The organism is Sinomonas sp. R1AF57 (assembly GCF_002224485.1).
Lineage (GTDB): Bacteria > Actinomycetota > Actinomycetes > Actinomycetales > Micrococcaceae > Sinomonas > Sinomonas flava.
Genome location: NZ_CP022463.1, coordinates 2,789,858 through 2,810,366, shown reverse-complemented (window position 1 = coordinate 2,810,366; position 20,509 = coordinate 2,789,858). Strand labels below are relative to the sequence as shown.

At 71.7% G+C, this 20,509-nt stretch carries 18 protein-coding genes; 10 read left to right on the top strand and 8 right to left on the bottom strand.

What is annotated here, in order from left to right; genetic code table 11:
• Positions 1-142 precede the first annotated feature (142 nt).
• Complete coding sequence (locus CGQ25_RS12895; RefSeq protein WP_255405306.1) at positions 143-1,795, top strand: ATP-binding cassette domain-containing protein; 1,653 nt, start codon at positions 143-145, stop codon at positions 1,793-1,795.
• Positions 1,796-1,836: 41 nt separating this feature from the next.
• Here CGQ25_RS12895 and CGQ25_RS12890 read toward each other — a convergent pair whose 3' ends face one another.
• Both CGQ25_RS12890 and CGQ25_RS12885 read right to left on the bottom strand, forming a co-directional pair.
• Complete coding sequence (locus CGQ25_RS12890) at positions 1,837-2,538, bottom strand: YceI family protein (RefSeq protein ID WP_208710282.1); 702 nt, start codon at positions 2,536-2,538, stop codon at positions 1,837-1,839.
• A gap of 6 nt (positions 2,539-2,544) precedes the next feature.
• Entirely contained in the window at positions 2,545-3,279 is a 735-nt protein-coding gene (locus CGQ25_RS12885) for a CPBP family intramembrane glutamic endopeptidase (protein WP_208710281.1), read from the bottom strand.
• 158 nt (positions 3,280-3,437) lie between these two features.
• Between CGQ25_RS12885 and CGQ25_RS12880 the strand changes: the two genes are divergently transcribed.
• From CGQ25_RS12880 to CGQ25_RS12860, 6 genes are all read left to right on the top strand, one after another.
• Positions 3,438-4,664 (top strand): acetyl-CoA C-acyltransferase, encoded by a 1,227-nt coding sequence (locus tag CGQ25_RS12880; protein WP_208710280.1) that lies wholly within the window; start codon positions 3,438-3,440, stop codon positions 4,662-4,664.
• A 62-nt stretch (positions 4,665-4,726) separates the two neighbouring features.
• Entirely contained in the window at positions 4,727-5,497 is a 771-nt protein-coding gene (locus tag CGQ25_RS12875; RefSeq protein WP_208713076.1) for an enoyl-CoA hydratase/isomerase family protein, read from the top strand.
• A gap of 4 nt (positions 5,498-5,501) precedes the next feature.
• A complete protein-coding gene (locus tag CGQ25_RS12870) occupies positions 5,502-6,371 on the top strand; it encodes a 3-hydroxyacyl-CoA dehydrogenase family protein (protein WP_208710279.1) in 870 nt (289 codons plus the stop codon).
• Between the two features lie 155 nt (positions 6,372-6,526).
• Positions 6,527-7,180: a hypothetical protein gene (locus tag CGQ25_RS18495; protein ID WP_255405304.1), complete on the top strand. Its 654-nt coding sequence runs from the start codon at positions 6,527-6,529 to the stop codon at positions 7,178-7,180.
• 29 nt (positions 7,181-7,209) lie between these two features.
• Positions 7,210-7,968 (top strand): tyrosine-protein phosphatase, encoded by a 759-nt coding sequence (locus CGQ25_RS18490; protein WP_255405303.1) that lies wholly within the window; start codon positions 7,210-7,212, stop codon positions 7,966-7,968.
• Entirely contained in the window at positions 7,947-8,537 is a 591-nt protein-coding gene (locus CGQ25_RS12860) for a GNAT family N-acetyltransferase (protein ID WP_208710277.1), read from the top strand. The genes CGQ25_RS18490 and CGQ25_RS12860 overlap by 22 nt, the downstream gene beginning before the upstream one ends.
• A 64-nt stretch (positions 8,538-8,601) precedes the next feature.
• Here the strand turns inward: CGQ25_RS12860 and CGQ25_RS12855 are convergent, their stop codons facing one another.
• From CGQ25_RS12855 to CGQ25_RS12845, 3 genes are all read right to left on the bottom strand, one after another.
• Positions 8,602-9,507, bottom strand: a complete 906-nt coding sequence (locus CGQ25_RS12855; protein WP_208710276.1) for an SGNH/GDSL hydrolase family protein — start codon at positions 9,505-9,507, stop codon at positions 8,602-8,604.
• Between the two features lie 204 nt (positions 9,508-9,711).
• Complete coding sequence (locus tag CGQ25_RS12850) at positions 9,712-10,533, bottom strand: SGNH/GDSL hydrolase family protein (protein ID WP_208710275.1); 822 nt, start codon at positions 10,531-10,533, stop codon at positions 9,712-9,714.
• Positions 10,534-10,721: 188 nt separating this feature from the next.
• Entirely contained in the window at positions 10,722-11,531 is an 810-nt protein-coding gene (locus tag CGQ25_RS12845) for an SGNH/GDSL hydrolase family protein (protein WP_208710274.1), read from the bottom strand.
• A gap of 256 nt (positions 11,532-11,787) precedes the next feature.
• Here CGQ25_RS12845 and paaZ point away from each other — a divergent pair, with 256 nt between their 5' ends.
• The 3 genes from paaZ to CGQ25_RS12830 all read left to right on the top strand — a co-directional run bounded on the left by paaZ (position 11,788) and on the right by CGQ25_RS12830 (position 16,054).
• Positions 11,788-13,962, top strand: a complete 2,175-nt coding sequence (gene paaZ, locus CGQ25_RS12840) for a phenylacetic acid degradation bifunctional protein PaaZ (RefSeq protein ID WP_208710273.1) — start codon at positions 11,788-11,790, stop codon at positions 13,960-13,962.
• 133 nt (positions 13,963-14,095) lie between these two features.
• Positions 14,096-14,500 (top strand): VOC family protein, encoded by a 405-nt coding sequence (locus tag CGQ25_RS12835; protein WP_208710272.1) that lies wholly within the window; start codon positions 14,096-14,098, stop codon positions 14,498-14,500.
• A gap of 135 nt (positions 14,501-14,635) precedes the next feature.
• Entirely contained in the window at positions 14,636-16,054 is a 1,419-nt protein-coding gene (locus CGQ25_RS12830) for a CoA transferase (RefSeq protein ID WP_208710271.1), read from the top strand.
• A gap of 19 nt (positions 16,055-16,073) precedes the next feature.
• Here CGQ25_RS12830 and CGQ25_RS12825 read toward each other — a convergent pair whose 3' ends face one another.
• The 3 genes from CGQ25_RS12825 to CGQ25_RS12815 are packed head-to-tail and all read right to left on the bottom strand — an operon-like array spanning position 16,074 to position 20,310.
• Positions 16,074-18,521, bottom strand: a complete 2,448-nt coding sequence (locus tag CGQ25_RS12825; RefSeq protein WP_208710270.1) for an HAD-IC family P-type ATPase — start codon at positions 18,519-18,521, stop codon at positions 16,074-16,076.
• A gap of 44 nt (positions 18,522-18,565) precedes the next feature.
• Entirely contained in the window at positions 18,566-19,651 is a 1,086-nt protein-coding gene (locus CGQ25_RS12820) for a beta-propeller fold lactonase family protein (RefSeq protein WP_208710269.1), read from the bottom strand.
• Positions 19,652-19,653: 2 nt separating this feature from the next.
• Positions 19,654-20,310, bottom strand: coding sequence for a GrpB family protein (locus CGQ25_RS12815; protein ID WP_255405302.1), 657 nt, complete (start codon positions 20,308-20,310; stop codon positions 19,654-19,656).
• Between the last annotated feature and the right edge of the window lie 199 nt (positions 20,311-20,509).

Here is a 20,509-nt window from a genome sequence, read left to right as displayed (position 1 = left end):
ATGCTCCGCTGACGCTTCCCGTCCCCCAGTCCGCCCGGGCACTTGTGTGCGCCCGCGAGCCGCCGAAGCGAGGCCAGCCATGCATGCACCCCTCAACCGTTTCCAATCCAGTCGGCACGAGCCGCACGAGCACGCCAGTGCCGTGTCCAGCCGCTCCATCCACATCACGGCCTCCGACGTGAGCCACGGCTACGGCGATCGGCTCCTCCTCGACCATGTGGACCTCGTCATCGCCGACGGCGAGCGGATCGCCGTCGTGGGCGAGAACGGCGCCGGCAAGTCCACGCTCCTGCGTCTCCTCGCGGGGCACGAGGAGCCCGAATCGGGGACGGTCACCGTCCACGGCCGGACCTCGCGGCTCACACAGACGCACGACGCCGCCACGCCCCTCGGCGATCTCCTCGCCGCCGCCGCGGAGCGGGTCGCGGAGGCCGAGGCCGCCGAGCGCGGCGAGCAGGACGACCCGGAGGCCGATACGGACGAGGTGAGCAGCGCCGTCGTGCGCGCGGAGGTCGCGGCGGCGATCGCCCTGGAACGCCTCGGCGTGGGCCATCTGGTCCGCGGGGCCCGCGACCGCCCCCTCGGCAGCCTGTCCGGCGGGGAGGCTGAGCGGGTGGCCCTCGCTCTCGCGCTCGCGGATCCGGCACCCATCCTGCTCCTCGACGAGCCCACCAACCACCTCGACGCCGAGGCCCTCGCCTGGCTCGAGGCCGAAGTGGCCGCGCGGCCCGGGATCGTGGTCGCTGTGTCGCACGACCGCGACTTCCTCGAACGGTTCGCCCGCGTGATCCTCGAGGTCGACGCCGACCGCCGCGCCGTGCGGCGCTACGGCGCCGGGTACGCCGGCTACCGCGCCGAGAAGGCCCGCGAACGGCGCGAATGGGAGCGCCAGTATGCGGCGTGGATTGCGGCCAAGGAGCGCGAGCGCGGGAAGGCCGCAGCCGTCACCGATCGGGTCGCCTACGGGCGTCGCACCGACAACGACAAGTCCGGGTTCAACTACTTCGGACAGCGTGTCTCGGCCGCGGTCGAGAGCCAGATCCGGTCCGCCCGCGAACGGCTTCGCCGGCTCGAAGCGGCCCCCGTGCCGCCTCCGCCCCGCCCGCTTCACCTCGCCGCGGCCTTCGAGGTCGAGACTGGTGCTGCGGTCACCCTGGGCGCCGTCTCGGTGCCGGGGCGGCTCTCACCCGTGGACTGTTACCTCGCGCCCGGGGAGCGGCTGCTGGTGACCGGGCCAAACGGCGCGGGGAAGTCGACCCTGCTGGGCGTGCTGGCCGGGGCCGTCCGGCACGAGGGCACGGCGGAGGTGTCGGCGTCGAGCGAGCGGCCGCCTGCCGTGGGCATCCTGCCGCAGGAGGTCCCGCCTCCGCAGGACCCCCACGTGCGGCTGCTCGCCGCCTACGCCGCGGGCCTGCCCGGCGACCTCGACGACCACGCGGAGGCCCTCATGCACACGGGGCTGTTCCGGGTCGAGGACTTCTTCGTGCCGGTGGGCTCGCTCTCCGCGGGCCAGTACCGCAGGCTTGCCCTCGCCCGGCTCCTCGCCGGCAGGGCGGAGCTCCTGCTCCTCGACGAGCCGACGAACCACCTCGCGCCACTGCTCGTGAGCGAGCTCGAGGAGGCACTGACGCGGTACCGGGGCACGCTCGTGGTGGCGAGCCACGACCGGGCGCTCTCCCGCTGGTTCTCGGCGCTGGACGAGCAGGTCGGCGGTGGGGAGGCTCGCGGTGGGCGGAGCCGGAGGCTTGCCCTTGACCCGCTGGGCGCCCGGGGCAGACTGCACGCGCACCACTAGCGGCTCAGCCCCTGAGGCGAGGGGCCCGGGAATGGGTGGGTTCAGCGGCCCTGAGTCAGGTTCACGAGGAACTCGACCTGCCCGGTGTCCTCGACCTTGACGAAGCCGAGGTTCGGCGGGTCGATGCCGTAGTCCCGCACGGCGATGGGGATGGAGCCCGACGCCGAGACGCGATCGCCGTCCCGCACCACCTTCAGCGTGACGGTGACGTCGCGCTTCTTCCCGGCGAGCTCCAGCGTCCCCGGTGCCGTGACCTCGACAGGCGAGGCGCCGATCTCCGGCAGTGCGACGGGGCCGGTGAGGGTGAAGGTCGCGTTCGGGTACTTCCCGGCGGCCATGACGGTGAAGCGGAAGTAGTTGTCGCGGCCGCTGTTGTCGGTGGCGATGCTCGCCGCGTCCGCCGCGATGGTGGCCGCCGTCAGCTTCCCGTCCGCCACGGTCCCCGAGCCAGTGACCTTGTCCGTCCGGCCGACGACGGTCACGTCTGCCCCATTGAGGACCTCGCGGATGCGGTACCCGGCCTGTGAACCTGTCCCCACGGTCCAGGTGCCGTTGTCCGCGGTGGCCGGGCGCGACGTCGTGCCCGGGGAAGCGGACGACGGCGGGGCTACCGCCGTGACGCTGAGCGGATCCCGGGCCTCCGGCTGGGCCGCGGCGTAGAGGCGGGGTCCCGCGGCGGCGGCGACGATGCCGAAGACGATGACGAAGAGGCCGACGACGATCCAGAGTCTGCGCTTGCTCACAGGGTCCTAGGGGGTCAGGGAACTGATGTCCACGGTGTACATGACGACCACGGACAGCAGGTTCTTCAGGGCGTGCAGGAAGTAGCTGAACATCAGGTTGTTGGCCGTCCACGCGTACGCGAACACGAGGACAAGGCCTAGACCAAGGTACGGTGCGAGCGACTGGAACGTGATGTCCTCCCTCCCGGCGATGTGGAGGGCCGCGAAGAGCACCGCCGAGAGGACGTAGCAGATCCACCGGTTCAGGTAGAGGCTCAGCTTGCCGATCATCAGGTGCCGGAAGATGTACTCCTCGACAAACGGGCCGATGAGCACGAGCAGGGGAGCGGTGAGGTACCAGGGGACCTGCCGGGTCATGTCCTCGAGGCCCGTCTGGTTCACGGACTCCCGGATCCCGCCGGCGAGCATCACGACGATGACCGTCACGATGAGCATCGCGACAAGCAGCAGGGGCAGGACCCCGAGCGTGAACCACGGCCGTGTGCCGAGGATCCTCAGGTCCCGCACCACGTACTGCCGCGCGGCAACGAGGGCTGCGACGAGCACCACCGCGTAGACGCCGAGGTTGAGCAGGTACGAGCCGACCAGCGGATTGCTCCGCAGGGCCGTCACCTGCTCGAGGGGGAGGATCGCCGCCGCGACTGGGAGCCCGATGTAGAGCACGACGGCGAGCGCGTCCGTCGCGGTGTAGCGGCCGAAGCGCCGCGGCTTGGCTGGCTGGGTGGAGGTTGGGTGCAGCATCGTTCGGTGAACGAACGAAAGCGCGGCCTCGTTCCGGCATGCCTTGACCCGCAGCGCCGGGGGTGAGAATCTTTATAGAACGAACGGTCGGTAACTATTTGCGCGCCTCTGCGCGCTCCGGTCCGACCCGCGCGAGACCTAGGCATAAGGAAGTGCACATGGCTGAGGCCTTTCTGATCGGTGGCGCCCGCACCCCTGTGGGACGCTACGGCGGTTCCCTCTCCTCCGTCCGTCCCGACGACCTCGCCGCGCTGACGGTGCGTGCCGCCGTCGAGCGCGCGGGGATCGACCCGGGCGCCGTAGACGAGGTCATCCTCGGCAACGCCAACGGTGCGGGCGAGGAGAACCGGAACGTGGCCCGGATGGCGTGGCTGCTGGCCGGGTACCCGGACGCGGTGCCGGGGATCACGGTGAACCGTCTGTGCGCCTCGGGCCTGTCCGCGATCATCATGGCCTCGCACATGGTCAAGGCCGGTGCCGCTGACCTCGTGGTGGCCGGTGGTGTGGAGTCGATGTCCCGGGCGCCGTGGGTGATGGAGAAGCCGGACAAGGCGTTCGCCAAGCCCGGCGCGGTGTTCGACACCTCGATCGGCTGGCGCTTCACCAACCCGAACTTCCTCTCGGGAGAGCTCTCCCGGGACGGCAAGGCCACGTACTCGATGCCGGAGACGGCGGAGGAGGTCGCCCGGGTGTTCGATACCTCCCGTGAGGACTGCGACGCGTTCGCGGTCCGCTCCCACGAGCGCGCACTGGCTGCCATCTCGGCGGGCCGCTTCGCTGACGAGATCGTCCCGGTCACGGTGACCGGCCGCAAGGGCGCGCAGACCGTGGTGGACACGGACGAGGGCCCGCGCCCGGGAACCACGATGGACGTGCTCGCAAAGCTGCGGCCCGTGGTCAAGGGCGGCTCGGTCGTCACGGCGGGGAACGCCTCGACGCTGAACGATGGCGCCTCGGCGATCGTGGTGGCCTCCGAGGCCGCGGTCGAGCGGTTCGGCCTGGCCCCGCGCGCCCGGATCCTGGACGGGGCCTCGGCGGGGGTGGCGCCGGAGGTCATGGGCATCGGCCCGGTCCCGGCGACCCGGAAGGTCCTCGAGCGCCAGGGCCTCTCGGTGGGGGATCTGGGGGCGGTGGAGCTGAACGAGGCCTTCGCGTCCCAGTCGCTGGCCGTGATGCGGGAGCTGAAGCTGGACGAGGACATCGTCAACAGGGACGGCGGCGCGATCTCCCTGGGCCACCCGCTCGGGTCCTCGGGCTCGCGGCTGGTCGTGACGCTGCTGGGCCGCATGGACCGCGAGCTCACCGGGCAGGGGCGGAAGCTGGGCCTCGCCACGATGTGCGTGGGCGTCGGGCAGGGCACCGCGCTGCTCATCGAGGGGGTCTGAGCGTGGCAGAGGCCCTGGACGAGTCGGTGCAGCAGGAGCCCGCGGGCGAGGCCGGGCCGCGCCTGGACGCCTCCGGCTTCGCCACGCTGGTGGTGCAGGAGCGGGGAGACCGGCTGCACGCCAGGCTGCACCGCCCGGCGGTGCGCAACGCGATCGATGCGGCCATGGTGGACGAGCTCCACCATGTGTGCGCGCACCTGGAGGCGCACCCGAAGGTCCTGATCCTCTCCGGCACCCCCGCCGATCCGGAGTCGGGGGCGAAGGGGATCTTCGCCTCCGGGGCGGACATCGCCCAGCTGCGGGAGCGGCGCCGGGACGATGCGCTGGCGGGGATCAACTCGACGATCTTCGACCGCATCGCCAGGCTGCCCATGCCCGTCATCGCGGCGCTGGAGGGGTATGCGCTGGGCGGCGGGGCGGAGCTGGCCTATGCGGCGGACTTCCGGATCGGCACCGAGTCCCTGCGCGTCGGGAACCCCGAGACGGGGCTGGGGATCATGGCCGCGGCCGGGGCCACGTGGCGGCTGCGCGAGCTCGTCGGCGAGCCGCTGGCGAAGGAGATCCTCCTGGCCGGGAAGGTCCTCAACGGGGCCGAGTGCCTCGCCGCCGGCCTGGTCACGGAGCTCGTCGAGCCGGCGGACCTGATCCCGGCCGCGCACCGGCTGGCGGACCGCATCGGTGCGCAGGACCCGCTGGCGGTGCGGATCTCCAAGGCCGTGTTCCACACCCCGCGGGAGGTGCACCCCCTCATCGACACCCTGGCCCAGGGGATGCTGTTCGAGTCCCAGGCCAAGTTCGACCGCATGCAGGCGTTCCTCGACCGAAAGAAGTAGACACATGGGCAAGATCAACCTGGCCGAGGGCATTCCGGCGAACGTCGGGGTCCTGGGCGGCGGGCGCATGGGCGCCGGCATCGCACACGCGTTCCTCATGGCAGGGGCCCGCGTGGTCGTCGTTGAGCGTGACGAGCAGGCCGCGGAGGGCGCGCGAGAGCGTGTCGAGTCCTCAGTGGCCAAGTCCATCGAGCGGGGAGCCGTCGACGGGAACCTGGACGAGATCCTCGAATCCTTCTCCACCAGCCTGGACTACGCCGACTTCGCCGGCAGCGACCTCGTGGTCGAGGCGGTGCCGGAGGACCCGGCCCTGAAGACCACGGCCCTGACCGCGGTGGAGCGCGAGCTTGCCCCGGGGGCGTTCCTGGCCACGAACACCTCCTCCCTGTCGGTGTCCAAGCTCGCCGAGTCCCTGGCCCGGCCCGAGCGGTTCCTGGGCCTGCACTTCTTCAACCCCGTCCCGGCCTCGACCCTGATCGAGGTCGTCATCGCGGAGAAGACCTCCGAGGAGACCGACGCCGCCGCCCGCGGCTGGGTTGCTGGCCTGGGCAAGACCGCCGTCGTCGTCAAGGACGCCCCCGGCTTCGCGTCCTCCCGCCTCGGCGTGGCTATCGCGCTCGAGGCCATGCGCATGGTCGAGGAGGGCGTCGCGACCCCGGAGGACATCGACAACGCCATGGTCCTGGGCTACAGGCACCCCACCGGGCCCCTCAAGACCACCGACATCGTGGGCCTGGACGTCCGCCTCGGCATCGCCGAGTACCTCCACCAGACCCTCGGGGACCGCTTCGCGCCCCCGCAGATCCTTCGGGACAAAGTCGCCCGCGGCGAACTCGGCCGCAAGAGCGGCAAGGGCTTCTACGACTGGGACTGACACCCGCCCCCCACCCGCAGGGACACGACTCCGCACCCGCAGGGACACGACCCCGCAACCGCAGGGACAGGACCCCTCAACCCCGCCCGGGTTGAGGGGTCATGTCCCTGAATCTGCCTGTGTTGAGGGGTCACGTCGTGCGGGAGGATGGTGAGGTGCTCCCTTCCGGACAGTCGCCGCGGCGGTTCTTCCTCGCATGGCTCGGGTGGGTTGCCCTCGGCGAGTTCGCGGGCTTCCTGACCCCGACGGCCGCCGAGGCACTGACCATCTCCCTGAGGCTGGGCGAGCTCTCCGGCGCTGCACTCGTCGTCGTCGCCGGCGCCGGTGAGGGGGCCGTCCTCGGCGCCGTGCAGGGATGGCGGCTGTCCCGAGAGCTGCCGAACCTGAACCGCAGGCGGTTCGTCGTCCTCACCGCCGCCGCCGGGATGCTCGCGTGGGCCCTCGGCATGCTCCCCGTCGTCACGGCCGCAGCGTGGGCGGACTGGCCGACGGCCGCCGTCCTTGCAGCCGCCGTCGTGCTCGGCTTCGCCCTGCTCACGACCATCGGCGCGGGCCAGTGGCTGGAGCTCCGCCGCCACGCCGCCCGCACGTGGCTCTGGATCCTCGCGACGGCGGGGGCGTGGCTGGTCGGCCTCGGTGCCTTCTTCGCGATCGCCCCGCCGCTGTGGAACGAGGGGCAGCCGCTCGTCGTCGTGCTCGCGATCGGCGCCCTCGGCGCTGCTGCCATGGCCGTCTCCATGGCAGCTGTCACCGGCTGGGCGGCGCTGCACCTCCTGCGCCGTCCCGCGGGGCCGCGCACGAGGGCGTGAGCACGCCTCGCCCGTGGAACACTGGAGCGGTGGGCGAAGTCTCCTGGGAGGGCGCGGTCAACGCGCGCCGTGTGGCCGGCAGCGTGTACCGGATGGGCCGCCGCGAATGGCTCACCGAGCGCGGCTGGCGGCAGATGCACGACGACGGCGTCCTCACCGTCGTCGATCTGCGGAACCCCGGCGAGCAGCGCCGTCGCCCGACCGACCCCGAAGTGGGCGCGGAGGCCATGGCCGGTGTCGACGTTGTGAGTGCTCCGACCGAGGATCCCGACCATCCCGAGCACGCCGAGCTGTACGGCGGCCAGGTTCCGCCGTACCTCAACCACCCCCGAGGGTATGAGGGGATAGTCCGGCTCTTCCCCGACAGGATCGTCGCGGTCTTCCGCGCGATCGCCCAGGCGCCGGCCGGCGTCGTGCTCCACTGCTCCGCAGGACGGGACCGGACCGGCCTCATCGTCACCATGCTGCTCCAGCTCGCCGCCGGCGCGGACGGGCGGGACGCCGTCCGGTCCGTGGCCGAGCAGTACGAGGCGAGCGTCCGCGGCATCAACGCGTGGCACCGCATCAGCCCGGTCAAGCACCCCTACGAGCGGTGGCACGACGACGCGGAACTCGCACCGATCATCGCCGAGCGGCAGGAGGCGCTTGCGGTGTTCGCGGCCGGACTCGACGTCGAACGGTTCCTGCTCGAGCATGGCCTCAGCGCGGAGGAGATCGAGCGGGTGCGCGGGAAGATGCGGGGGCAGCCGGGCTGTAGGCTCTCGGCATGCCCTTCGCCGAACCCGTGACGCTGCACGGCCTCCTCGTGACCCTCGAGCCGTTGTCGCGCGAGCACTGCACAGAGCTCGAGGACGCTGTGCGCGACGGCGAGCTGTGGAACCTCTGGTACACCTCGGTGCCTCGCCCCGAGGGCGTCGCGGCGGAGGTCGACCGCCGGCTCGCGCTCCAGGACGCCGGCAGCATGCTGCCCTTCGTCACGCGGCGCGTGACCGACGGCCGCGTCATCGGCATGACGACGTACATGAATATCGATGCCGCCAACCGCCGGGTCGAGATCGGCTCGACCTGGAACGCGCAGAGCGCCCACGGCACCGGCACCAACGCCGAGTCCAAGCTCCTCCTGCTCCGCCACGCGTTCGAGACCCTCGACTGCATCGCGGTGGAGTTCCGGACGCACTGGATGAACGCGCAGTCGAGGGCGGCCATCGAGCGGCTCGGCGCGAAGCAGGACGGAGTCCTCCGTAGCCACCAGATGATGCCCGACGGTTCGCTGCGCGACACCGTGGTCTACTCGGTGATCGCCTCCGAGTGGCCGATGGTCCGCAACGGCCTCGAACTGCGCCTCGCCCGGCGCTGACAGCCGGCGCCACGCACGACGACGACGGGGGCCGCCCGCCGTCGTCGTGCGTGGGTGAGGGGTGCTAGGGGAGCACGCGGTCGTTCACGAGCGCCTGGTAGTAGCCATAGCGGTAGCCGGAGGCGTTCGGGTGGAAGTCCTCGTTCGGGTCGGTGGAGCCATAGTTGATCCACTGGCCGGAGAACGAGCCGATCTCGTGGCCGTTGAACTCGTCGCGGACGTCCACGAAGGTGACGCCGTTCGCCGCCGCGGCGCTCTTGATCACGGCGTCGAGGGTGTCGATCGAGGCATTGAGCCGGCGCGGGAAGTCGCTGAAGAGGTAGATGCCGGTGAAGAACCGCGGGTAGCCGGCCGCGACGACCTTCGCCTTCGGGAACTTGGCCTTGACTGCCTTGTACGCGCCGGTGAGCTTCGTGGTCAGGTCGGCCTGCTCGGCGGTCGTGAGCGTCAGCAGGTCGCTGCAGGTCTGCGTGACTGTCCCGTTGGGGCAGGCCGTCGCGACCTGGTTGGAGCCGGCGTCGATCCCGCCGACCGTGAGGGTCACGAGGCCGACGGTGCTCGGGTCGACGGTCGTGGGGAGCGCGCTGAGCTGGGCCGGGATGTCGGCGGTCGACGCGCCCGAACAGGCCTGGTTGGTCTTCAGGTCCACGCGGGAGTTGAGGGTGTCGGCGAAGATCGGGTAGCTCGAGGTGGTGCTCCGGTAGCACGTCGTGTCGAAGTAGGGCCCGGCGCCCTGCCCCGCGGTGTAGGAGTCGCCGAGGGCCACGTACGCGACCGTGGTGGAGGGGGCCGGCTTGCCGCCCCCGGCCTTGGCGGCGCTTTGGACCGCACGGGCGACGCCAGTGTCCTGGTCGCCGGGCGGCGCCGCGGACGCCGGCATGATGCCTGCTCCGGCGGCGAGGCCGACCGCTGCGGCGAGCGCGAGGAGCCCCCGGGCGATGAAGCGTGGACTGTGGTTCGAGCGGCTCATGGTGTCCCCTTGCATGAAGTCATAGGCCTGTCCGGGCGTCCGGCACGTCCAACCGCGCCGCCCCCTCACCGTAGGTTGGCGGCGTTGAGGGCAGATAGGGCCGAACGGCACGCGTGGGCGCGGCGAGCCACACAGGAACGCACGACGACGGCGGGTGCGGCCGCCGTCGTCGTGCGCTGGGTGGTGTGTCGGTAAAGGGTCGGATCAACCCGCGGGTGCGGGCACTGGCAGGCCGAGCGCGGCGCCCACCAGAGGTGCGTAGCCGAGAAGATACCCGGCATCGTTGGGGTGCAGGGCGACGCCTTCGTCAGTCGGCGCGTGGATCCAAGGGTCGGCGGACGGCCAGCCGTGGCCGGAAAACGCTTCCGTGACCGAGACGAAGCGAACGCCGTTGCGAGCCGCGGCCGCCTCGATCGACTGGTTGAGCACATCCGCTCCGTTGTTCAGGGCTTGCGCGAGTTGCTGGAGGGCGGGGTTGCTGCCAAGGTTCTGAACTTCGAACAGGTGCGGGTACCCGGTCAACACGATCCGAGCGTTGGGTGTCCGAGCGCGGATCGCCGCGATCACACCCTCGAGCTTGTCGGGAAGAACCGTTGCCGCTGCCGTTGTCGACTCTGCAATCATTTGGCTGCACAGAGGTGAACCCTGCAGGCATGCGGCAGTGGTCTGGAGTGCGAGCACGTCATTGCCGCCCACCGTCACCGAGATGAGGCCAGTGTTCGGGGGGATGGTCTTCGCCTGCTTGAGCACGTCCTCCGTTGTTGCACTGCCGCACGCGATGTTCTTCTTGGCGCCGAGAAGGACGGGGTAGGCATCGTAGGTGCGGCCGCAGTCGGTGGCGTCAAGAACGGGATCATCGCCGCCCACCCCGGCCGCGAACGAGTCGCCTAGCGCGTAGTACCAGCCCGACTGTGGCGGTGCCGCCGAAGCCGGAAGGGCGCCGGCCCCCGCGACAAGTCCGACGGCGGCGAACAGGGCCGCCAGGACCCTTGCCGCCGGATGTGCTGTCCGTACAGGTGTGCTCACTTCTGCCTCCTTGCATGGAGCGAACGCCTGCGGACGCAGGCGGACCGGGTGCGGCCGTGCCCATACGCTACGGTGCGAGGTCGCCGGGCGGGTAGGGACCAACAGCACTGGCCCGAACATGACGAGACCCCGCGCCCGAACGGACGCGGGGCCGGACAGCGCTGCGGGTATCGGAAACGCTGCCAGTGTCAGCCGACGAACGGACGGACGGCGGGCACGTAGCCGTAGGTGTAGCCCTTCGAGGTCGGATGGAAGGCTGCGCCCGGGGTGAGGCCGGGCTCGTCGGGCCGGTGGATCCAAGAATCTGCGGATCCGATGCCGTGGCCGAGGAACCGCCACGTGACGTCCGCGTACAGCGCCCCGCTCTGCAGGGCCGTGCTGGCGATCGTGAGGTTGAGCTGGGCGGTTGCGGCGTTGATCTGGGCCGCAACCAGTCGCTGGCTCGCCGGGAGGCCCGCGACCGTGAACAGGAGCGGGTACCCCGTGAGCGTGATGACGGCGTTGGGCGCCTTGGCGCGGACCGCCGCGATCATGGGAGCGAGCTTGCCCGGGAGTGTCTGGAGATCCGCGGTCGACGCGGCGATCGCCGACTGGCAGGCGCCGGCATCGGGTCCGAGGCACACCTGCGCGACGTTTCCGGCTCCGACGTCGTTGGCTCCGACGGTGATGGTCACTCGCCTCAGCGATGGGTTGACGGCTGTCCCCACTTGGGCCGGGACATCACTCGTCGACGCCCCGAAGCACGCCGCATTCGTCCCGTTGAGCTGGGTCGAGTAGGCCTGCAGCGTCCTGAGGCATCCCGCGGGCCCGGTATAGTCCGTGCCCCCTGTGCCGGCGGCGACCGAGTCGCCGAGGCCGAAGTAGGTGGATGGCGTTGCGGCCGATGCGGGGACGGCCGAGATGCCGGCGACGAGGCCGAGGGCGGCGATGAGGGAAGGGAAGGCCCGCAGGAAGCGTGAGCGCGCGCTCGACGGCGGGGGGCTGGGGTGGGTCTGCATGGTGCGGCTCCTGGCGTGAGGCGCCCCGCCGTCGTCGTCCATCCCCCAGCCGGTGGACTGGCGCCGGAGAGGCTGACAGTCCTGACGTCCGCCATGGTAGGCCCGCGCCCGCTTGAGAAGAAGGCCCGGCGAGGGGTGAGAGCCGTGAGCGCCCTCGTGCACGGAAGGACGACCGTGTATCCTGAATCTATTACCGAACGGCCGGTCAGTAATTTGGCTGCGCCCCAGGCCCATCCACCGGAAGGATCCGTCGACGATGACCACTGCCCCGGAAGCACCCGCCAAGGACGCCGCTGCCGCCGCCGTCGTCCCGAGCTACGTCCGCGACTCGTGGTGGACGCCTGCCAGCGGCACGGACAGGACCGCTCGCGGAGCGGGCGCCGAGGTCCGCGACGCGAGCACGGGCGAGCTGCTCGCCGTCGTGAACGCCGACGGCCTCGACCTCGCCGGCATGGTCGAGTACGGCCGCACCGTGGGCCAGGCGGAGCTCGGCAAGTTCACGATCCACGAGCGCGCCCTCAAGCTCAAGGAGCTCGCGCAGTTCCTCAACGGCCACCGCGAGGAGCTCTACGAGCTCTCCTACAAGACCGGCGCCACCAAGATCGACTCGATGGTGGACATCGACGGCGGCATCGGCGTGCTCTTCACCTTCGGATCGAAGGGCCGCCGCGAGCTGCCCAACACGAATGTGATTGTCGAAGGGCCCATGGAGACCCTCTCCCGTGACGGCTCGTTCGTCGGCGAGCACATCTACACCCGCATCCCGGGCGTCGCCGTGCAGATCAACGCGTTCAACTTCCCGGTCTGGGGCATGCTCGAGAAGTTCGCCCCCGCATTCGTCGCCGGCGTCCCGACCATCGTCAAGCCCGCCACCCCGACCGGCTACGTCACCGAGGCGATGGTCCGCCTCATGGTCGAGTCCGGCATCCTCCCTGCCGGGTCGATCCAGCTCATCTCCGGCTCCGCCCGCTCGCTGCTGGACGAGCTGGACTACCGCGACCTGGTCTCCTTCACGGGCTCGGCCTCGACCGCGAACCTCCTCAAGTCCCACGACAACGTGGTCCACGGCGGGGTCCGATTCACCTCGGAGACCGATTCGCTCAACGCCGCGATCCTCGGTCCCGACGCCGTGAAGGGCACCCCGGAGTTCGACGCCTTCGTCAAGTCCGTGGTCACCGAGATGACGGTCAAGGCCGGCCAGAAGTGCACCGCCATCCGGCGCACCATCGTCCCGGCCGAGCTTGTGGACGACGTCGTTGCCGCCATCGGCGCGCGCGTCACCGAGCGCGTCGTCGTGGGTGATCCCCGTGCGGAAGGCGTCACCATGGGCGCCCTTGCCTCCGTGGACCAGCTCAACGACGTCCGCGACGCCGTCCAGTCCCTCGTCGACGCGGGCGGCCGGATCGCGTTCGGTTCCCTCGACGCTCCCGAGGTCGTCACGGCCAGCGGCGAGAAGGCCGTCGTGGCCGACGGCGCGTTCATGTCCCCGATCGTCCTGACGTGGGAGGACGCTCTCGCCCCGGCCCTCCATGGCAGGGAGGCGTTCGGCCCGGTTTCCTCGGTGGTCGGATACTCCTCCCTCAAGGAGGCCGTCGACCTCGCCGCGATGGGCTCGGGCTCGCTCGTGGCCTCTGTGTGCACCAACGACCCCTCCACGGCGCAGTACCTCGTCACCGAGATCGCCGCCCACCACGGCCGCGTGCTCGTCCTGAACCGGGAGGACGCCAAGACCTCGACCGGCCACGGCTCCCCGGTCCCGCACCTCGTCCACGGCGGCCCGGGCCGCGCGGGCGGCGGCGAGGAACTCGGCGGCATCCGCTCCGTCAAGCACCACATGCAGCGCACCGCCGTCCAGGGGTCGCCGAACATGCTCACCGCCGTGACGGGCGTCTGGCACACCGGCGCGGACCGCAACCTCGCGGATCCCGCCGACCCGTCGACGCACCCCTTCCGGAAGTCCCTCGAGACCCTCCGGATCGGCGACGCGATGCGATCCGAGCTGCGCGAGGTCACCCTCGAGGAGATCAGCAAGTTCGCCAACGAGACCGGCGACACGTTCTACGCCCACACCGATGCCGACGCCGCCCGCGCCGCCGGCGTGTTCCCGGGGATCGTGGCGCACGGCTACCTGCTCGTGAGCTGGGCCGCCGGCCTGTTCGTCTCCCCCGAGCCCGGCCCCGTGCTGCTGAACTACGGCCTCGAGAACCTGCGCTTCCTCAAGCCCGTCCCCGCCGGGGACTCCATCCGCGTGACCCTCACCGCGAAGGAGATCACCCCGCGCGTCACCGACGAGTACGGCGAGGTCCGCTGGGACGCCGTCCTGACGAACCAGGACGACGAGCTCATTGCGAACTACGACGTGCTCACGCTCGTCGCAAAGACGTGGCCGGGCCAGCAGGCCCCCCAGCACACGGTGGGCCAGGCCCTCTGAGGCTGAGGCAGCGACGGTGACGGCAGGGCCGGGGCACGTCCCCGGCCCTGCCGTCGTCTGCGGAATCTCCGGGCCGAACTCGCCCGTACGGGATTAAAATGGGCCCGTCAGTTACCCCTCGTGGAGGTGCGCCATGAATCTGGCGAGCAGACCGGCAACAACGATCCTGACGGTGGCCGACGAGGCCCGCGCCAAGGACTTCTACGAGGGAGCGCTGGGGCTCCCCGTCCGCGGGAAGGACCCGACCGGGATGATGATCCTCGGTCTGGACGGATCCGCATCACTGGGCCTCATGGTGGACCCGAACGCGGTCCACTCCGGCCACACCGCCCTGACCTTCGAAGTCGACGACATCGAGGGAGCCATGGCGGAACTCGAAGGGCGCGGTGTGCACTTCGAGGACTACGACCTGCCTGACCTGAAGACGGACGAGCATCACATCTTCAGCACCGAGGGCGAACGCGCCTCGTGGTTCGCGGATCCTGATGGCAACATCCTCTGCCTGCACCAGGGCGGGGCGGTCGAGTACAACATGTAGCGCTGGGCACTGCCTGCAGCGCTGCGACGCGCTCGACGGCGGCGGGCCGGGTACGCCACCCGACCCGCCGCCGTCGTGCGTCCTGAAGGAGGCCGGCCAATTGCCCTGCGCGCGCCTTCCGGCCACTCTGGATCCATGCACGACGACCTGCCCCCGGGGCTCCTGGACCTGCGCCGCCACCTGGCGCCCCTGGTTGATCCGCGGCCCTCGCCTGAGGGCTGGTGGGACGGGCCCCGGAGGTGGTGGGGAGGCCCGCTCGACGTCGAGGGGCTCGCGCTCGGGTCCGTCGGCGCCCTGATCGCAGCCCTCACAGCCCTGGACGGTGCCCAGGGCGCACGACGCCGCACGTCCACGACCGCTGCCGGCGTCGCGGCTTCCTTCGACTCCATCCGCCACCTCCGCGTCGACGGCCGGGCCCTGGACATCTGGGCGCCGATGTCCGGCTTCCATCCGACGGCGGACGGCTGGGTCCGCCTGCACGCGAACTACCCGCACCACGCCCAGCGGCTCCTCGCCGCGGTCGGCATCGCCTCCCCGGACCACCTCGGCGCCGCGCTGCTGGAGCAGTCCGCGCTCGACGTCGAGGCCACCGTCCGCGCCGCGGGCGGAGTCGCTGCCGCCGTCCGCACGCGGGGCGAGTGGGCGGCGTCGCCCGCGGGCCAGGCCGCGGCGGGCGAGCCGTGGGTGCGCTTCTCCCTCGCCGCAGCGGACCCGGTCCGGCCCCTCCCACAGACGGAGGCCGCGGGCCTCCCGCTCGCCGGCGTCCGGGTCCTGGACCTCACGCGCGTCATCGCGGGCCCGAGCGCCACACGCCTCCTCGGCGCCCTCGGCGCAGACGTGCTGCGCGTCGACCCGCCCCAGCATCCCGAGCTGCCCGACGCGCACCTCGACACGGACTTCGCCAAGCGCAGCGCAGTGGCTGACCTCCGGGAGGCCGAGCAGCTTCTCCGCGTCCGTGCGCTCGCGGGGGAGGCCGACGTGGTCTTCCTCGGCTACCGCCAGGCCGCGCTCGCGCGTTTCGGGCTGGACACGGACGCCCTGCGTGCGGACTTCCCGCACCTCGCCGTGGTCAGCCTGAACGCGTGGGGATGGGACGGGCCGTGGGCGGACGGGCGCGGCTTCGACAGCATCGTTCAGGCCGCCTGCGGGATCGCCCACGTGTACGGGACCCCGCCGAAGGAGGGCACGCACGACGGCGCGCAGCGGCCGCCGGGGTGGCGTCCCGGGGCGCTGCCGGTCCAGGCGCTCGACCACGCGACCGGGATGGGCATGGCCGCAGCGGCCGTCGGACTGCTGGCCGCGCGTGGCCGAGGGATCGCGGGCAGCGCCCGCCTGAGCCTCATCGGGACGGCCAACGAGCTGCTCGGTGCCGTGCCGCCGGAGGTCCCGGGAGCGCAGGCAGACCTGCCGGTGCCCCTGAACAGCGCGGAGTCTCCCTACGGGACGCTCGACTTCGTCCCGCCACCCCTCCTCCTCGACGGCGCACAGCTCGCCTACCCGCGGGTCCCGGGACGCTACGGCTCCTCGCCGCTGGCCTGGGGCACGGGGGCGTAGCCCTCCCGGGCGCGGCTCCTCAGCCCCGTACCGCCTTGGCGCGGCGCAGCCACCCGTCGATCCACCACGCGAGCTCCACGAGCACGATCCCCACGCCCGCGCATGCCAGCGCCGACCAGGTGTGCTGCCAGTTGCTCGGGTCCAGCTCGAAGACGGTCCGCGTGAACGGCAGGGCGAACATCGCGAACGAGGCCGCCATCATCACCGCGACGAGGCCGACCTTCCACCACGCGTACGGCCGCGCGACGATCGCGAGGACCCACAGGGCGATGGCGATCAGGGTGATGAGGGCTGACGTGCTGGCCTGGACCTGGGTGGTGCCGCCGGCGAGCACCGACGGTCGGACCATGAGGTACGAGGTGTAGCACGCCACGGCGATCACGACGCCGGCCGGGATGGCCATGCGCATGACTCGGCCCACGAACCCGGGACGGGCGCGGTCGTGGTTGGGGGCGAGCGAGAGGATGAAGGCCGGCACCCCGATCGTGAACCAGCCGGTGATGGTCACGTGGCGCGGCAGGAACGGATAGGGGAGGGCCTCGAGCCCGATGAGCCCAGGGATGCCCACCATGATGGCAAGGAGCACCGAGTAGACGGTCTTGGTCAGGAACAGGTTCGCGACCCGCTCGATGTTCCCGATGACCCGCCGCCCCTCGCCGACCACATGGGGGAGCGTTGCGAACCGGTTGTCGAGGAGGACGATCTGCGCGACGGCCCTCGCGGCAGGGCTCCCAGCGCCCATCGCGACGCCGATGTCCGCGTCCTTGAGCGCGAGGACGTCGTTGACGCCGTCGCCCGTCATGGCCACGGTGTGGCCGCGGGACTGGAGGGCCCGGACCATGCCGCGCTTCTGTGCGGGGCTCACCCGGCCGAACACGGTCCGCTCCTCGAGCGCCCCGGCCAGCCGCTCGTCGTCGTCGGGGAGGCGGCGCGCGTCCACGGGGGACTCGGCGCCGGGCAGGTCGAGCTGGGCCGCCACCGCGCCCACCGACGCCGCGTTGTCGCCCGAGATGACCTTGACCGTGACCTTCTGCGCGGCGAAGTAGTCGAGGGTGGGCCGGACGTCCTCACGCACCTTCTGCTCCAGCACCACGAGGGCGGCAGGCTCCAGACGGGGCACGACGCCGGCGGGCCCGGTTCCCGCGGCAGGATCGGCGGATCCCTGGCCCCCGGTCGCCGGTGCAGCGGCGGGGAGCGAGTCGGCGCGGGCAAGCAGCAGGACCCGCAGGCCGCGCGCACCCACCTCTTCGGCCTCATGGCGGGCCCCGGCGCCCTCGGGCAGCAGGATGTCCGGCGCGCCCAGCAGCCACGCGCCGTGCTCCGCGAAGCGCACGCCCCCGTACTTCCGGGCCGAAGAGAACGGGAGGGTCTCCTCGACCGTCCATCCGGGGGAGTCGGGGAACGCGTCGCGGATGGCCTGCATGCTCGCGTTCGGCCGCTTGTCCGCGGCGGCCAGCGCCGCGAGCGCGAGGCCCGGGTCGCCGTCGTCCGCCAGCAGCCGCATGTCGGCGAGCTCCATCGCATTCTCGGTCAGGGTTCCCGTCTTGTCCGCGCAGACGACGTCCACGCGGGCCAGCCCCTCGATCGCGGGGAGCTCGTTGACGAGGCAGTTGCGCCGGCCCAAGCGGACGACGCCGACCGCGAAGGCGATCGTCGTCATGAGGATGAGTCCCTCCGGGACCATCGGGACGAGGGCCGCGACCATGCCGCGCAGCGCGTCCGGCAGGTCCTCCTGGCCGGTGAGCTGGTTGTAGACCGAGAGGATGCCCGCAGGGATGAGCAGCCAGGTGATGACCTTGAGGATCGTGTTGATGCCGTTGCGCAGTTCCGAGTTCACGAGCGTGAACTTGCTCGCCTCCGCCTCGAGCTGCGCCGCGTACGCCTCGCGGCCCACCTTCGTGGCCCGGTAGAGGCCTGTCCCAGAGGATACGTAGGAGCCGGACAGGACGGGGCTTCCCGGGCCCTTCGGGATCGGGTCCGCCTCGCCGGTGAGGAGGGACTCGTCCAGTTCGAGCCCGTCGGCGGCGAGGACTTCGCCGTCGACCACCGCCTGGTCGCCGGGGCCGAGCTCGATCACGTCGTCGAGCACGATCTCGTGGGGCGGGATCTGCGCGGTGCGGCCGTCGCGGCGAACGTGCGGGTGCGCCTGGCCCACGATGGCCAGCCGGTCCAGGGTGCGCTTGGCGCGGAGCTCCTGGACGATGCCCACGATCGAGTTGGCGACGATGAGCCCGGCGAACATGCCGTCGAGGATGTGCCCGGTGGAGAAGATGATCACCGCGAGAACGGCGAAGATCGCGTTGATGCGCGTGAAGACGTTCGAGCGGACGATCTCCCACGTGCTGCGGCTCGCGCGCGGGGGCACGTCGTTCGTGGCGCCGTCGGCGACCCGCCGGGCGACCTCGACGGCGCTGAGGCCGGATTCGCCCCCGGTCGTCGTCGTCCCGACGCCTGCTTCAGAGCCCACACGACAACCTTAGTGCCGCCGCGCGCGGGTGCGTCAGCCTCGGCTCAGGCCTGCGGTGCCCAGACCTCGATCCACAGCGGATTGCCGGCCGTCGCGGCGCGCGAGACGGGGGTGAGGCCGCCGTCGTCGCCGATCCGGTAGGCCGTCAGGTGGTCGGAGCGCTCACCGCAGGCGAGGAGGAAGCGGCCGGAGGGGTCGACGGCGATTCCGCGCGGCTGCGTCTCCGTCGGGGTGTGGCCGAGGAACGCGAGCCGGCCGTCGCCGTCGACCGTGAACCGCGCGATGGTGCTCGTGGAGCGCTCCGTCGCGAAGAGGAACCGGCCGTCCGGGGTGAGGCGGAGGTCCGCGCACCACACGACGTCGGGGCCGGGGTCCGGGTTGCCCGTGGAGCGGATCGAGCCGGGGCCCAGGCCCAGGCCCTCGACCGCCGAGATGCGCTGCAGGAGCGTGAGCGCGCCGGTGGCGGCGTCGCGCGCGTAGACGGTCACGTCGCCCGAGAGCTCGTGCAGGGCATAGGCGCGGTCGGCCGCCGCGTTGAAGCGGAGGTGCCGCGGCCCCGATCCGGGCTGCTCGGCCACCTGCCCGTCGGGACGCACGACGCCGCGCCCCGCCTTGCCGGCCGAGCCTCGGCCGGGTGCGGCGTCCAGGGCGAACCACGAGATGCGGTCCTCGCCGAGGGATGCGGCGTAGACGAAGCGGCCGTCCGGGCTGGGGACGGCGGAGTGGGTGTTGCGCCCTGACTGGTACTCGACCGCATCCCCGGGCCGTCCCGGCACCGGGTACGCCACCATGAGGCCCTCGTGGTAGGACGCGCTGAAGATCCTCCCGCCTCCGGGCGCGAGCGAGATGAAGCACGTGCTCGCCGGGACCTCCCGGGCGGAGCGGCGCGTGGCGGCGCCGGTCGCGGGATTCAGGGCCAGGGCGACCGTGCGCCGCGGATCGGCGTTGAGGCCCGCGTAGAGGGTGGCGGCGGAGCCACCCGGGCCGGCCGGGTCGAGGGCGAGGGCCGAGACGCGGGGGAGGCCCTCGGCGCGGGAGAGGTGCTCGAGCGCACCTGTCTCCTGGTCGAGGGACAGCGTGTCGACGGCCCCTCCGGTCTGGCAGGCCACGAAGACATAGGCAGTGGGCATCGCTACTCCTCAGCGTCGTCGAGCCAGCCGGCCGCGCGGAACATCCGCTCGTAGATCCGGCGGATGGTGGGCTCCTTGTGTCGGTTGTAGTCCATGACGACCTGCTCGCCTGCCGCGCTCGCCGCCGCGAGCTTCGCGTCCCGGTACTCGGCGCGGTCCGCCGGGGTGGCTCGCAGCCAGTCGCGGAACATGCGGTGGCGTTCGGTCTCGGGACAGCGCGGGCCGAAGACGTGGAGGTTGACCGCAGGCTCTTCGGCGGGATCCGCACGGACCAGGCAGCGGTGCTCGTGCCACTCGGGCTCGCGCACGCGGAGCCGGTACCCCGCCGCTTCGAGAGCCGGCACGTAGTCGGCCTCGCGCTCGGGGTGCGCCACGGTGAGGTCGACGTCGATCACCGGCTTCGCGGGCAGGCCGGGCACCGAGGTGGATCCGACGTGCTCGATGACGAGGGCATGGTCGCCGAGGGCGGCGCGGATCCCGGCGGCGACGGCCTCGAACTGCGCCGGCCACGCGGCGTCGTACTCCACTACCCGCACCGGCGCGGCCACCGGAGGCGGCCCCACCCAGGGGTCCGCGCCGGGGGCCGGCTCGTGGTGGTGCATGACTGCGGCCCGCCATTCGTGCTCGGTGAACCCGGCGTGGCTGTTGGGGGATGGCATGGGCCCACGCTAGCAGCGGGCCAGCGAGGGGGCCCGGAGATGAGTCCTACCGGTCTTCAGAGGCCGAGGGTGGTGAGGATGGGGAGGTGGTTGCGGGTGGTGTCGCGGGCGTGTTGGGCGGTGGGGGCGGCGAGGGCGAGGGTGGCGAGGTGCTGGGCTTGGGGGAGGGTGATGGTTTCCAGGACCTTGTTCACGGCGG

Coding starts and splice junctions, on each gene's coding strand:
- CGQ25_RS12885 (WP_208710281.1), bottom strand. CDS start 3,279: ATGCTGCACCCAACCTCCACCCAGCCAGCCAAGCCGCGGCGCTTCGGC.
- CGQ25_RS12880 (WP_208710280.1), top strand. CDS start 3,438: ATGGCTGAGGCCTTTCTGATCGGTGGCGCCCGCACCCCTGTGGGACGC.
- CGQ25_RS12870 (WP_208710279.1), top strand. CDS start 5,502: ATGGGCAAGATCAACCTGGCCGAGGGCATTCCGGCGAACGTCGGGGTC.
- CGQ25_RS12860 (WP_208710277.1), top strand. CDS start 7,947: ATGCCCTTCGCCGAACCCGTGACGCTGCACGGCCTCCTCGTGACCCTC.
- CGQ25_RS12855 (WP_208710276.1), bottom strand. CDS start 9,507: ATGAGCCGCTCGAACCACAGTCCACGCTTCATCGCCCGGGGGCTCCTC.
- CGQ25_RS12845 (WP_208710274.1), bottom strand. CDS start 11,531: ATGCAGACCCACCCCAGCCCCCCGCCGTCGAGCGCGCGCTCACGCTTC.
- paaZ (WP_208710273.1), top strand. CDS start 11,788: ATGACCACTGCCCCGGAAGCACCCGCCAAGGACGCCGCTGCCGCCGCC.
- CGQ25_RS12835 (WP_208710272.1), top strand. CDS start 14,096: ATGAATCTGGCGAGCAGACCGGCAACAACGATCCTGACGGTGGCCGAC.
- CGQ25_RS12830 (WP_208710271.1), top strand. CDS start 14,636: ATGCACGACGACCTGCCCCCGGGGCTCCTGGACCTGCGCCGCCACCTG.
- CGQ25_RS12820 (WP_208710269.1), bottom strand. CDS start 19,651: ATGCCCACTGCCTATGTCTTCGTGGCCTGCCAGACCGGAGGGGCCGTC.
- CGQ25_RS12815 (WP_255405302.1), bottom strand. CDS start 20,310: ATGCCATCCCCCAACAGCCACGCCGGGTTCACCGAGCACGAATGGCGG.